11 protein-coding genes and 1 pseudogene are annotated in these 13,374 nt (G+C 65.1%); 10 read left to right on the top strand and 2 right to left on the bottom strand.

The window, feature by feature from the left end:
* Positions 1–415 precede the first annotated feature (415 nt).
* From M3461_08630 to lolA, 5 genes are all read left to right on the top strand, one after another.
* A complete protein-coding gene (locus M3461_08630) occupies positions 416–856 on the top strand; it encodes a plastocyanin/azurin family copper-binding protein (GenBank protein MDQ3774409.1) in 441 nt (146 codons plus the stop codon).
* A 265-nt stretch (positions 857–1,121) separates the two neighbouring features.
* Entirely contained in the window at positions 1,122–1,901 is a 780-nt protein-coding gene (locus tag M3461_08635) for a quinoprotein dehydrogenase-associated putative ABC transporter substrate-binding protein (protein MDQ3774410.1), read from the top strand.
* Between the two features lie 152 nt (positions 1,902–2,053).
* A complete protein-coding gene (locus M3461_08640; GenBank protein ID MDQ3774411.1) occupies positions 2,054–2,791 on the top strand; it encodes a hypothetical protein in 738 nt (245 codons plus the stop codon).
* A 401-nt stretch (positions 2,792–3,192) separates the two neighbouring features.
* A complete protein-coding gene (locus M3461_08645; GenBank protein ID MDQ3774412.1) occupies positions 3,193–5,508 on the top strand; it encodes a DNA translocase FtsK 4TM domain-containing protein in 2,316 nt (771 codons plus the stop codon).
* Between the two features lie 9 nt (positions 5,509–5,517).
* A complete protein-coding gene (lolA, locus tag M3461_08650) occupies positions 5,518–6,192 on the top strand; it encodes an outer membrane lipoprotein chaperone LolA (GenBank protein MDQ3774413.1) in 675 nt (224 codons plus the stop codon).
* 17 nt (positions 6,193–6,209) lie between these two features.
* Here the strand turns inward: lolA and grxD are convergent, their stop codons facing one another.
* Both grxD and M3461_08660 read right to left on the bottom strand, forming a co-directional pair.
* Positions 6,210–6,479: a Grx4 family monothiol glutaredoxin gene (gene grxD / locus M3461_08655; GenBank protein MDQ3774414.1), complete on the bottom strand. Its 270-nt coding sequence runs from the start codon at positions 6,477–6,479 to the stop codon at positions 6,210–6,212.
* A gap of 141 nt (positions 6,480–6,620) precedes the next feature.
* Positions 6,621–8,150, bottom strand: a pseudogene (locus tag M3461_08660) (hydantoinase B/oxoprolinase family protein).
* 274 nt (positions 8,151–8,424) lie between these two features.
* On the opposite strand from M3461_08660, the gene M3461_08665 reads away from it, so the two are divergent.
* The 5 genes from M3461_08665 to M3461_08685 form a co-directional block, all read left to right on the top strand.
* On the top strand, positions 8,425–9,162 hold the full coding sequence (locus M3461_08665; protein MDQ3774415.1) for a response regulator: 738 nt from the start codon (positions 8,425–8,427) through the stop codon (positions 9,160–9,162).
* Positions 9,162–10,490 (top strand): ATP-binding protein, encoded by a 1,329-nt coding sequence (locus M3461_08670; GenBank protein MDQ3774416.1) that lies wholly within the window; start codon positions 9,162–9,164, stop codon positions 10,488–10,490. Before M3461_08665 ends, M3461_08670 begins: the two co-directional genes overlap by 1 nt.
* Positions 10,491–10,496: 6 nt before the next feature.
* Positions 10,497–11,963, top strand: coding sequence for a TolC family protein (locus M3461_08675; protein ID MDQ3774417.1), 1,467 nt, complete (start codon positions 10,497–10,499; stop codon positions 11,961–11,963).
* The gene (locus M3461_08680; GenBank protein MDQ3774418.1) at positions 11,960–13,084 is read left to right on the top strand and encodes an efflux RND transporter periplasmic adaptor subunit; all 1,125 of its coding nucleotides are present in this window, start codon (positions 11,960–11,962) and stop codon (positions 13,082–13,084) included. The genes M3461_08675 and M3461_08680 overlap by 4 nt, the downstream gene beginning before the upstream one ends.
* On the top strand, positions 13,081–13,374 hold a 294-nt coding region (locus M3461_08685), incomplete at its 3' end, for an efflux RND transporter permease subunit (protein MDQ3774419.1). The genes M3461_08680 and M3461_08685, both read left to right, overlap by 4 nt.

A 13,374-nucleotide genomic window follows, 5' to 3' on the forward strand; every position in this document is an offset into this window, starting at 1 on the left:
CCATCAGGGCCAGAGGCGACCAAGGCCTCACCAACAGGCCGGATATATGGGAGCAACTGCGCTACCGACCTCTGCCGTCAACGAGCGAGATGCTTGCAAATCGGAGGAGTCCATATATGGGGGTAAAGGCGCCGCGGCTAGGAAGGGGGTTGGCCGGACAGCGGAGGGAGTTTCTCGGTGCCGTCCCGGAGGGAGCGCGAGCTTGTCTAGGTACCCGAAATTTCAAATATGTTCGGCCACCTTTCTTCACAATCGAGGCCGCTTTCGGTTGACACACCCGTGAGAATCTATTATATAACGGCGTCTCCAGGTGAACTTTCCGCCCGACCCTGCGTCGAAGGTGGTGGTTGGAGGAGATGGTGGTATCGAGGGTGATTGTCTTAGAATCGTCAACACTAAACGGAGGGTCGGACTCATGCTGATCAATAAAACGAACATCGCCGGGCTTGCGCTCGCTACTAGCGCACTGTGGTCTCAGATCGCGGTGGCGGACACGGTGGAGGTCAAGGCGGTGGTGACCAAGTTCGAACCTACTGTGGTGTTTATCAAACCAGGGGACTCCGTCAAGTTCACCAACATGGCGGGCCACGACACGGTGTCGATCGAGGGGATGATCCCGGAAGGTGCCGAGCCGTGGAAATCGCCGATGAACGAAGAGTTCAGCGTCACCTTGGACAAGGAGGGTGCCTATGTCCATAAATGCACCCCGCACGTCGGGAACGGCATGCTGGGCGCCATTGTCGTGGGGGAGGGGCCGCCCGCCAACCTCGACGCGATCAAGGCGCACCCGGAGAACAAGGGTATGATTGGCCGTACCGTCCGCCAGCTCGAAAAGGAATTGGAGGCGCATAAGTAAACGCGGCCGAGCGCCGGGGCTGTAGCTCTATACGACGCAAATGGCGGTTGCGTTCCGCGACGGACGCAGCCGCCGTTTTGTTTTGGCGAGGAGGACATGGAGGAACGCGCTCGGTAGTGACGTCAACATCAGGGGTGAAGCTATGAGGTTCCGCTCGGTATGTGAACCCATCGTATCTCTGGGCCACTCCGTGACCGGCCGGCTGCTCGTCTCTGCTTTCGCATTGGCACCAGGTGCCATCGTTGCGGCTGGTGCAGAAGGTCCTGTGGAAGGCCCGCGCACGGCCCTCAAGGTGTGCGCCGACCCTCACGACCTGCCGAGCTCCGACGAGGGGCTCCAGGGCTATGAGAACAAGATCGCACAGATGTTCGCCGACGATCTCAAGCTCCCCATCGAGTACACCTGGTTTCCGCAGCGCATGGGTTTCATCCGCAACACCTTGCGCAGCACCGAAACCGCGGGTGGCGGCTTCAAGTGTGATATCGTCATGAGCGTCCCGGCCAACTTCGAGCTGGCAGCGACTACCAAGCCCTATTACCGCTCTTCCTGGGTGATGGTGTACGTGAAGGGTCGGGGTCTGGATGATATCCGATCGGCACAAGACCTCGCCGGTCTCCCGGCGGAACGCCGTAAAGGGCTGCGCATCGGGCTCTTCGATCGCAGCCCGGCCGCGCTGTGGGTGGCAAATCACGGCCTCATGGAACAGGCCGTCCCCTACCCGATCATGTCCGGCGACGCGCGCGCCTATCCGGGAGAGATCATCGAGAAGGACCTCGTCGCCGACACGATCAATGTGACCTTCGTCTGGGGACCGATCGCGGGTTACTACGCAAAACGGATTAAGGGGCACCAGGCCAAGGGTCACGAATTAGTCGTGATCCCGATGCCGTCCGAACCCGGGATCCGGTTCGATTTCGCCATCTCCATGGCGGTGCGCCACGGCGAGAAGGCCTGGAAGGACCAGGTCCAGGGGCTCATCAACAAGCACCGTGCCGACATCCGCGCGATCCTGCTCGACTATGGCGTGCCGCTGCTAGAGGACTGAGAGTTTGTGAAAAAACCGTCGCGAGCGAAGGGAGGTCGCGTTCCGCCGGAGCGCAGGAACCGGAGTGTATACTGAAATACATGAGGATTCCGAGCACCGCCGGAACGCGAGATCCCGAGCGCAGTAGGTTTTTTCACAAACTCGGCGGCCGGATGCCGGCGCCGAGCTGGTGGCTGCCTCGCGCCGCCTCTAGTCGGGTCGTTCTGCCCGCGCTGCTGGGCCTGGCCGCCTTCGCTGGGATCACGGCCACGCACGCGGGGGCGCCGGGTGCGGCCACCCCGGACGATGGCCAACGGCATTTCTCCAAGGCCGAGACCCTGCTGTGGCAGACCGACCACCTGGCGAATATCCGCCGCCCGAGCAGGCTCCGCTATCGCTATACCAAGACCGGGACGGCGGAGGAGCAGCACACCGACGTCATCGATCTCGAGGTGCTGCGCGTCCACCCCGACGGTCGGAAGGGCGTCCAGGTCCACTATTTCACCGGGAAGCAGGAGAAACCCGTCCCCGAGCAGGACCCGGTCACCGGCAACCCGGTCCTCGCGGTGTACCTGCAGGCCGATGTCTACGCGATGAACCGCCGCACCGAAGGGGGTTGGCGCTACTTCCACCGGGCGATCAAGACTGCGCTCGCGGCGACCAATACGGTAGAGCCTGTCGGCCTCGATTTTCATGGCCGGAAGGTCCCGGCGAGCCGGGTGACCATCACCCCCTATGCCGGCGATGCCAAGCGCCTACCGCTCAAGGCCTATGCTCACACGACCTATGCCTTCACCTTCGCCGATGCGGTCCCGGCACAGCTCTATGAGATCCGATCGTTCGTGCCCCAGCCCGATGGAGCGCCCCTCATCGAGGAGATCCTGACCTTCGTCGAGTCCAAGGATCGGTAAAGGGACCTCCGACCGCGGCCCCAGAGACGATACCAGCGGTCCAACCTCGGCGCGCCGCAACGTACGCGGCGCCGCGACCACCGTTTCGAGACCGGCCGAGCCATACCGCAGGGCACCCCACCAGGGCCACCGGAATCCCGGCTAGCCCCGTCGGCGCCACCTGCCACAAAGCCGCTATCGCGCCCTACGCTGGCACCCCCGCGTCCGGCCGCCGTGACGGCCCACCGCCTCCGACACGACCGGTGGGTGGCCCCGGCCGTCCCGATCTGTCACCATAGGCCCGTCCCGACGCCCGGGGTCGAGCCCCCGGCGCGGCCCCTATCTCCTTGGTCCCGACGGGGTAGCTTTCCGCTTCCGAACAGAATGTTATACTGGATACTCAATAAGGAGCTTCAATATCTTTGGCCCAAGCCGTCCGCAAGCGCGCCTCGCCGCCCATCGCCCTCAACGGGCACATCGTCCGGCACCTCAAGGAGGCGGGCTTGCTGGCCGTGTGCGCCGTCGCCTGTTTCGTCTTCGTCGCATTCCTGACCTATCACCCCGCGGACCCGGCCTGGACTCATACCGGTACCGGCCGCGCCATCTTCAATAAGGCCGGCGTGGCGGGCGCGTGGCTCGCCGACATCGCGCTGCACCTCTTCGGTTACGTGGCCTATCTCTTCCCCGTCGCTTTGGCCTTCTCGGCCTGGCTCCTGTTCAAGGGCCTGCAGAGCGAGGACGGCCCGGATTATCTATATGGCGTGACCCGCCTGGTCGGCTTCCTCCTCACCATCATTCTGGGCAGCGGTCTCGTGTGGGCACATCTCGACTGGGGCGACGCGCTACCCTACCGCGGCGCCGGGATCGTAGGGGGTCTGATCGGGCGGGAGGTGGGAGCGGCCTTCGGCCACCTCGGCGGTACCATGCTCATGCTCGCCATGTTCTTGACCGGGGTGACCTTGTTCACCGGCCTGTCGTGGTTCCGGGTCATGGATATCACCGGCCGCTGGGTGCTCTGGGGGATCGATGTCGTAGGTGACGCGCTCGCGTCCATCACCGACCGACTGCACGGCCGGCGCGTGCGCCGCGAGCGCGCCCAGGTGTTCGAGGTCGAGACGAGCAGGATCGCGGAGCGCCCCAAGCCCAGAATCGAGGCCCCGCCGTTGCGCGCGGAGCGCCCCGTATCGTTCGGGCGCGAACAGCAGGTCTCCTTGTTCGATCCCCCCGATGCCGTGCAACCGCCCTTGTCGCTGCTCGATCTGCCCCCGCCGCCGCGCGCCGGTTTTTCGACCACGACGCTCGAGGCCATGTCCCGGCAGGTCGAGCTCAAGCTCCAGGACTTCGGCATCGAGGTCGCCGTTGTGGCCGTCCACCCGGGCCCGGTCATCACTCGCTTCGAGCTGCAGCCGGCGCCCGGGGTCAAGGCCAGCCGCATCACCAGCCTCAACAGGGACCTGGCGCGCTCGCTGTCCACGATCAGCGTGCGGGTGGTCGAGGTGATCCCCGGCAAGTCCGTCATCGGGCTCGAGATCCCCAACCACCATCACGAGCTGGTAGCGCTCCGGGACATCCTGGGCGCACCGGAATACGAAGGCAATCCCTCCCCGCTGACCCTGGCGCTCGGCAAGGACATCGGCGGCAAACCGGTGGCCGTGGACCTCGCCAGGATGCCGCATCTCCTGGTGGCGGGGACCACCGGCGCCGGCAAGTCCGTGGCCTTGAACGCCATGATCCTGAGCATGCTCTACAAGGCCACGCTCAGGGACGTGCGGCTCATCATGATCGACCCCAAGATGCTGGAGCTGTCGGTCTACGACGGGATCCCCTCGCTCCTGGCGCCGGTCGTCACCGACATGAAGGAGGCCGCCAATGCGCTGCGTTGGTGTGTCGCGGAGATGGAGCGTCGGTACAAGCTCATGGCCGCGCTTGGGGTCCGGAACCTGGCCGGCTTCAACCGCAAGATCAGGGATGCCGAGACGGCAGGCGAGCCCCTCCTGGACCCGTTCGGGAGTCCCGGGCCCGTGGCCGAAGCGGGTTGGGCGGGCGAGGTCGAGGTCGCCCTGCTGAGCACCTTGCCCTACATCGTGGTCATCGTGGACGAGCTCGCCGACATGATGATGACGGTGGGCAAGAAGGTCGAGGAGCTGATCGCGCGCCTGGCCCAGAAGGCGCGCGCCTCGGGCATTCATCTGATCCTGGCGACGCAACGGCCGTCGGTGGATGTCATCACGGGTCTCATCAAGGCCAACATCCCGAGCCGCATCGCCTTTCAGGTGTCCTCGCGCGTGGACTCGCGCACCATTCTCGACCAGATGGGCGCCGAGAACCTATTGGGCCACGGCGACATGCTATATCTCCCGCCCGGTACCGGGATGCCGGTGCGGGTACACGGCGCCTTCGTGTCCGATCAAGAGGTCCACAAGGTCGTGGCCTACCTCAAGAGCCGGGGTGCCCCCGAGTACGTCGAGGCCATCGTGTCCGGCGAAGACGAAACCGGCGCCGAGGACCCGGTGGCCGAACTAGAATCGGGCGGCGAGGCGGATGTCTTGTATGACGAGGCGGTGCAGTTCGTCACCGAGACCCGGCGGGCCTCGGTGTCCGGGGTCCAGCGGCGGCTCAAGATCGGCTATAACCGGGCGGCGCGCATGGTCGAGGAGATGGAGCGCCAGGGCGTGGTCGGCTCGCTCCAGTCGAACGGCTTCCGGGAGGTCCTGGTGCGGCCGCCCCCGGCGGATTGAGGGGGGCCCATGCGTATTCGCTGCTGGGCCGCGAAAAGATGGATAGGATGGGTCGTGTGTGCGGCGCTCGTCCTGGGCGCCGGATCGGCACGCGCCGCCGCTGGGGCGACGACGCCGCTCGATGAATTCTTGAAGGGCTTCGTGAGCCTCAAGGCGCGTTTCGAGCAAGTCTTGCTGGACGAGCAGGGGGTGGAGCGGGAGCGCTCGCAGGGCACGTTTTACCTCTCCCGCCCCGGCCGATTCCGCTGGGATTACGAAAGCCCGTATCAACAGTCCATCGTGGCCGATGGTCAGCGCGTCTACGTCTATGACCAGGACCTGGAGCAGGTCACGGTGAAACCCCTCCAGAAGGCCCTTGGAAGCACGCCGGCGTTATTGTTGGATGGGGAAGTGAACATCGAGGAGCGCTTCGTCGTCTCCCGCGGCGCGCCGGCCGAGGGACTGGTGTGGCTAGAGCTCGGGCCCAGGGACGCGCGTGCGGCGCGCGAGTCCGGCGGTTATGCCCAGATCCGGCTCGGCTTCGCCGGCCCGCGCCTGAAGCGCATGGATCTCCGCGACAACCTGAACCAGACCACCCGCATCGAGTTCAAAAACGCAGAGCGCAACCCGAGCCTGGACCCGTCCTTGTTCACCTTCACCCCACCGGAGGGCGTGGACGTGCTCGACGCCGAGCAGGATCTCTAAGCCCTCGACCTGCTGCCTCAACCGGGCGCGCGGCTGCGAACGGCGTCGGTCATCTTCTGCAACTCGCCGCTCTGATACAGGTCCAGCACGATGTCGCAGCCGCCGACCAATTCCCCATTGATGAAGACCTGGGGGAAGGTCGGCCAGTTGGAATAGCGCGGCAGGTTCTGCCGCACCTCCGGCTCGGCCAGGATATCCACATGCGCGAAATCCACGTGACAGCCCCTGAGGGCCTCGGTGGCGCGCATGGAAAACCCGCACTGGGGGAAGTCCGGCGTCCCCTTCATAAAGATGACGACGGGGTTGCCCTCGATCGTCTGTTTGATCCGTTCCATTGTATCCATAGCTAACCTCTCGCTCGATGGTGATTCGACTAGCCCAGTGTAATCTTTTCGGGGATCGGAACAAACACCGGGACACAAGGGGCCGCCCCAACCCCCGCCGCCGGCGGTCTCGAGTGCCAAGCGATCCCCGGGCGCTGCCGTGAGGTGTACCTTGCCCGGCAGCGGTATGCCGTTCAGGAGCGTGACGGCCCGCTGCCCGTCCCCGCCTCCGGCCAGTCCCCAGGGGGCATGGCGGCGGCGCTCGCCAAGCACGGTCACGGAGGTCGGCGTGAGGAACTGGAGCTCACGCACCAGCCCACGTCCTCCCGCATGCCGCCCGAGGCCACCGGACGCTTCGCGTAGCGCATAGCGGGTGACGCGCAGCGGATAGCTGGTCTCCAGGACCTCGATGGGCGTGTTGCGGGTGTTGGTCATGTGGGTCTGCACGCCGTCGAGACCCGGGCCGTGCGCATGCGCCCCCATGCCGCCACCGATGGTCTCGTAGTAGTCCCAAGTATCCGCGCCCATGGCGCCCGCGCCCATTGCAACGTTGTTCATGCTCCCGTGGCTGGCCGCCGGGATGGCCTCGGGGAGGGCCTGGGCCAGCGCCCCGAGGACCACGTCCACGATCCGGGTGCTGGTCTCGACATTGCCGGCCGCGACCGCCGCGGGCCGGCGGGCGTTCAGCAGGCAGCCCTCCGGCGCCGACAAGGTGATGGGCCGAAAGGCCCCGGCGCAGGCCGGGGTCTCGCGCGGCATGAGGCAGTAGAACACGTAGTAGACGGCCGCCGCCGCGACCGACAAGGGACAGTTGAGGTTGCCCGGGACCTGGGACGCCGTGCCGGCGAAGTCGGTGTGCACCCGCTCCCCCGAGACCGTCAGGGCCAACCGGATGGGAATGTCCTCTTGCCCCTGCCCGTCGTCGTCGAGCCAATCGGTGAAGTGATAGCATCCGGCCGGGATGCGTGCCAGGGCGGTCCTGGCCATGCCCTCCCCGTAATCGTTCAAGTTGGCCAGCGACGCCCGATAGCGCTCCGGACCGAGGCCCGCCACCAGGGCCCCCAACCGTTCGAGGCCACAGCGGTTGGCGCCGATCTGGGCGGCGAGATCGCCGCGCGCGGTAGTCCGATTGCGCGTCATGTGGATCAGCCACTCCACGACGTCATTGAGCAGGCGTCCTTCCGCCATCAGCCGCTGCGGGGCGATGACAAGCCCCTCGTCCTCGAGCCGGGTCGCGATCGGCATGCCGCCTGGGGTCGCACAGCCGATGTCCGCATGATGGGCGCGATTGACCACGAAACCGCAGTGCTCGGTCCCATAGAAGAGCGGCGCGATGAGGGTGACGTCCGGGAGGTGCGTCCCCCCCAGGTAGGGATCGTTCAAGATCACCATGTCCCCCGGCGCCGGCCGGAGACCCTCGACGATCCCCGACATCGCGAAGGCCATGCTGCCGAGATGCACCGGGATGTGCGCCGCCTGGGCCGACAGCCGGCCCTTCGTGTCAAACACCGCGCAGGAGAAATCCAGGCGATCACGGATGTTGGGGGAGAAGGCCGTGCGCCTCAACGCCGTGCCCATCTCCTCGCAGATCGCCTGGAGCCGACTGGCGAACAGGCTAAGCTCGATCGGTTCCATCACGGCGGGTGCTCCGCGGCACGGAAATAATAGCGGAGTGGTTCATGTGAGCACGGTTTCCGATCGCGGAAGAGGATGACCGTCCGCCGCTGGGTTTGGCCCAGTAGACGCGATCCCCATGCGCTATGCTACCCGCAGACACACTCTCCTGCGACAACGTGGAGCGTGCCGGGAGCGAAGTGAACAGTCGGGGCGTTTTTTTTTTGTAACGTAAGGTGACAAACCCCGTCGGGCCCACACTAAGTTACCAACGGCACTCGCATACCACTCTGCCATGCGCTATAAAAACACCGTGACGAAAGACAGCGTTCTCGTCGTTGACGATGATCGCGAGATCCGGACGCTCTTGTGCGATTATCTGGAGCAGAACGGTTATCGTGCCAATGCGGTGCCCAACGGAAAAGCGATGTGGGCAGCCCTTGCATCGAGCCACGTGGACATGGTCGTGCTCGACCTCATGTTGCCCGGAGAGGATGGGCTCGCGCTCTGTCGCGAGATCCGAGCACGGATGGACACGCCGGTGATCATGTTGACCGCGCGTGGCGAGGAGATAGACCGCATCATCGGTCTGGAAATGGGCGCCGACGATTACTTGCCCAAGCCCTTCAATCCGCGTGAGCTCTTGGCGCGCATGAAGAGTGTACTGCGTCGGTCCCGAAGCCTGCCCCGCAACCTACAGCCGGAAGACGCACGATTGTTCCGGTTCGCCGGTTGGACCTTGGATCCCGCCCTGCGCCGGTTGACCTCCTCCGACGGCGTCGTCGTTCCGCTAGGCGGCGCCGAATACCGATTGCTGCGGATACTGCTCGATCACTCCAACCGGGTCTTGAGTCGCGACCAGATCATGGAGCTGGCGAAGGGGCGAGAAACCGATCCCTTCGACCGCAGCATAGACGCCCAGGTGAGCCGGCTGCGCCAGCGTCTCCGCGACGACCCGCGGGAGCCTGCCCTCATCCAGACCGTGCGCGGGGAGGGATACGTGCTCTCCGCTAGAGTAGAAGTAGTGAGATAGTGCTTCCCAAGTCTCTGTTCGGCAGGATGATCCTGATCCAGGTGCTGGGCCTCGTGGTGGCGGGCGGGGTCGGCGCGGCGATCCATTCCTGGGAGGTGGACAGGATCTTTGCACAAACCGACGCGGCCCAGGCCGCCCAGCGGATCGCCGACATCGTGAGTCTGCTCGACACGCTGGAGCCCGCCGAGCGCGGGAAAGTCGTCGCCATCCTCAACACCCGCCGGTGGTTTGCTTCGCTCGATCCGGCGGCAGCACAGCGCACCGGGGCCGGCGGACAACGACATTCCGGGCTGGCGAGATTCGAAGACTGGGTGCGCCGAGCGCTCGGCAGTCGCGCCCTCAAGGTCGTCCTCGCCGATCAAGGTGCGACCGGCGCATCGTACCTCGTACAGGCGCGCTTGACGGACGGTCATTGGGTGACGCTCGGCTATCGTCGTAGTTGGACCAGCTCCGCCAATCGCCTGTTCTGGACCTGGCCGATACTGGCGGCCGTGATCGTTATCGCGGCGTGGGTGGCGGTGCGCTGGGTGACGCGCCCGCTGTCTATCCTTGCGCAAGCCGCTGAAGATCTGGGACGCGACATCAACCGCCCGCCTTTGAAGGAGAACGGGCCTTCGGAGGTGCGACACGTGGCCTCGGCCTTCAACCACATGCAATCGCAGCTTGTGCGCCTGCTGCAGGACCGCGTGCGGATCTTCTCGGCGATGTCTCACGATCTCAAGACCCCGGTCACCCGCCTGCGGCTGCGCGCCGAGATGCTGGAAGACGCGGGGCTGAAGGCCAAATTCGCGGCCGACCTGGACCTGATGGAAACCATGGTCAACGCGACCCTGGATTTCGCTCGCGGCATGAGCGACCGAGAGGTTTTTCAACCGGTGGACATCATGGCACTCATTGAAAGCATCCAAGCGGATGCGGAAGAGATGGGGCAATCCGTGGCGGTCGGAGGCCACGCAGTGGAGCCTTACAGCGGCAAACCCGTGGCCTTGAAGCGCTGCATCGGCAACTTGGTGGACAACGCGGTCAAGTACGGCCAGCGCGCCGAGGTGCTGGTGAACGACGACGGCAGGCGGCTTCAGATCCGCGTCCTCGATGCCGGACCGGGGATCCCGAAAGCCGAGCTCGAGCGGGTGTTCGAGCCCTTCTATCGCCTCGATTCATCGCGCAGCCGGGAAAGCGGAGGAACCGGCCTAGGCCTCGCCATCGCCCGCAACATCGCCCATCTGCACGGAGGAGGGCTCGCCTTGAACAACGCCCACGGCGGCGGGCTAGAAGCGCTCCTCACCCTCCCGCGTGGTTTGAGCCCCGCTGGACTTGCGCACCGGTAAGGATCAATGCCGAGCCGGGCCATAAGCCGCTTCTGGCGGTCGCGATTGCTCTCGCTCCTCAGGTTTGCCGTGCCGTATGTCCTGTTGGGGGCCATGGGGCCGGCAATGGCGGGAAGTTTCTTTGCCCACCTGGCCGATCCGTTCGACACCGAGACCGAGACCGCATCGGGACCAGAGGTCCCCTGGCGGGCCACAGAGCCGCTTCCGAAGGTACCTGAGCCGAGGCTCGGCAGTGCCGCGGGGATCTCAGGCCCTCTCTCCCTGGCCCAGATCACCGACCTCGCCCTCATGAATAACCCGCAGACCCGAGAGGCGTGGGCCGTGGCACGCGCTCAAGCCGCGGAGCTCGGGATCGCGCGCGCGCTGTACTGGCCGCAACTCAACGGGCTTGCCAACCTCACACGCAGCAGGCCGCTCTCCAGTGCCGGCGCGTCCGTTCCCGAGCAGACACGCTACGGCCCTTCGCTAAGCCTGGCCTATGTCCTCTTCGACTTCGGCGCCCGCGAAGGAGAGGTGGAGGCCGCTCGCTACCGGTTGCTGAGTTCCAATCTCCAACAGAATCGCGTGTTGCAGGATGTGGTGCTCTTGGTGGAGCAGACCTACTACCAGGTGCTGGGCCTGGAGCGGCTCGTGTCGGCCAACCAGGGGGCATTGAAGAGCGCCAACGCCAGCCTGAGTGCGGCAAATATTCGCCGCCAAGCGGGTTTGGCCACCATCGGTGATGTCTACCGTGCCGAGACGGCGGTGGGCCAAGCGCGCCTGACCGTGCAGCGCACCGAAGGGGAGCTTTCCAAGGCACGGGGCCAGCTCGCAGTAGCGCTCGGGTTGCCGGTCCGCACGCGAGTGAGCCTGTTGCCCTGGCCCGTTCAACCGCCGGTTGAAAAAGTCGCCGAATCGCTGGATCTCATCCTCGATCAGGCCAAATCGATGAGGCCCGATCTGGTGGCGGCCGAGGCCGAGGTGCGCGCCGCTCGCGCCGGGGTGCAGACAGCAAAGGCGGCAGGACTACCGACCTTAGAGCTCGCCGTCAATGGCGGCCGCACCGGGTTTTTCGAAGAGGAGCGGATAGCCTCGAACAACTACAGCATCGCCGTCAACCTGAGGATCCCGCTCTTCACCGGTTTTCGCGATACCTATAGCGTGCGCCTCGCGGAGGCTCAAACGGAGCAAGCCGAAGCGGCGCGGGATCGACTGCATCGCCAGAGCTCGCTGGAGGTCTGGCAGGCCTACTACGATCTGAACACCGCCATGACCGGAATCGATACCAGCTCCGGCGTATTGAGAAGCGCCACCCAGTCGAGCGAGGTGGCACTGGCGCGCTATCGGTCGGGGGTCGGGAGCCTGCTGGATCTGCTCACCGCCCAGTCGGACGAGGCCACCGCGCAAGTTCAATGGATACAATCCCAGTTCGACTGGTACACCGCCCTCGCGCGTCTGACGCACGCGCGCGGCGCCTTGCTACCGTCGTCATGAAGAGAATATTGCTGATAGGGGTGCTGCTCGTCGTCGTTATCGGGCTTTATCTCCGGCTGGGTAACGATAGGACGGTCGGCGCCGTCGCCGATAAGGCCGAGGGCGAGGAAGAAATCGCGGTCAAGACAGTCGCCGCGAAGGTGCAGCCGATGCCGGTCGTCGCCGAGGCGGTAGGGACCGTCGAGCCGGAGCACAGGGTGGAGGTGCGCCCCGAGATGAACGGGGTGCTCGAGGAGGTATCGTTTCGCGAAGGCGAGGATGTAAGAAAAGGCCAACGGTTGTTTCGTATCGATGACCGAGCCGCGCGCGCTACCCTCGATCAGGCACAGGCCGCTCTGGCCCGCGACGAGGCGCAGTTGCTGGAAGCACGGGCGCAACGGGAACGTCTCAAACCGCTCGCGGAACGGGAATACATCACACGCCAGGAGTACGAGCAAGCGCTCGCCTCTATGGAGGCCCTCGCTGCCACCGTGAAGGCCGATCGCGCCCAGGTGGAGATGGCCCGGGTCCAACTTGGCTACAGCGAGATCCGCGCCCCGATCGCCGGCCGAACGGGTAGCCTCGCGGTCAAGGAAGGGAACCTGGTCAATACCGCCGGGGCGACGCCGCTGGTGGTGATCATGGGTATCGATCCGGTGCAGGTCGCCTTCAATATCCCACAGCGCTATCTCGAAGAGGTCCGGCGCCAGGCCGGATCGGGTGACATGCGCGTTGCGGTCTACCGTGAACAGGGCCGTGTCCAAGTGGCCGAAGGCAAGGTCGTCTTCATCGATAACACGGTGAACCCCCAAACCGGTACCGTGCTCTTGAAGGCACGGGTCCCCAACCGGGACCAGGCATTGTGGCCGGGAGAGTTCATCCTTGCGCAACTGATCCTGAAAATCGAGCCCGACGCCGTGGTCGTGCCTGCCAGCGCGGTCCGGCCGGGCCAGAAGGGCCCCTATGTCTATGTCGTGGACGATGCAAAGGCGAGGCTGCGACCGGTCCAGGTCTTGCGGCAGGTCGAAGACCTGTCCGTCATCGGGGAGGGATTGAAAGGCGGCGAACTGGTGATCACCGAGCTTCCCCTTAACCTCACCCCCGGCAAAGCGGTCAAACCGACCGGGGAGCCACATTCATGAACCTGTCCAGGATCTTCATCGAACGTCCGGTAGCGACGGCAGTATTGACCGCAGGCTTATGCTTGTTTGGCTTATTCGCATTCGACACGCTGCCGGTCAATGAGTTGCCCAGCGTCGATTTCCCCACCCTTCAGGTCTCCGCAAGCCTCCCGGGAGCGGACCCTGAAACCATGGCGCGCGTGGTAGCAACGCCTCTGGAGCGGGAGTTTTCCACGATCTCCGGAATCGATTCCATGAGCTCGGTGAGCGGCTCGGCCTCGACGCGTATCGCTTTGCAATTCCGGCTCGAG

The organism is Pseudomonadota bacterium, from assembly GCA_030860485.1.
In the GTDB taxonomy this organism is placed as follows: Bacteria; Pseudomonadota; Gammaproteobacteria; order JACCXJ01; family JACCXJ01; genus JACCXJ01.

Coding starts and splice junctions, on each gene's coding strand:
- grxD (MDQ3774414.1), bottom strand. CDS start 6,479: ATGAAGGGGACGCCGGACTTCCCCCAGTGCGGGTTTTCCATGCGCGCC.
- M3461_08680 (MDQ3774418.1), top strand. CDS start 11,960: ATGAAGAGAATATTGCTGATAGGGGTGCTGCTCGTCGTCGTTATCGGG.
- M3461_08630 (MDQ3774409.1), top strand. CDS start 416: ATGCTGATCAATAAAACGAACATCGCCGGGCTTGCGCTCGCTACTAGC.
- M3461_08665 (MDQ3774415.1), top strand. CDS start 8,425: ATGCGCTATAAAAACACCGTGACGAAAGACAGCGTTCTCGTCGTTGAC.
- lolA (MDQ3774413.1), top strand. CDS start 5,518: ATGCGTATTCGCTGCTGGGCCGCGAAAAGATGGATAGGATGGGTCGTG.
- M3461_08640 (MDQ3774411.1), top strand. CDS start 2,054: ATGCCGGCGCCGAGCTGGTGGCTGCCTCGCGCCGCCTCTAGTCGGGTC.
- M3461_08675 (MDQ3774417.1), top strand. CDS start 10,497: ATGCCGAGCCGGGCCATAAGCCGCTTCTGGCGGTCGCGATTGCTCTCG.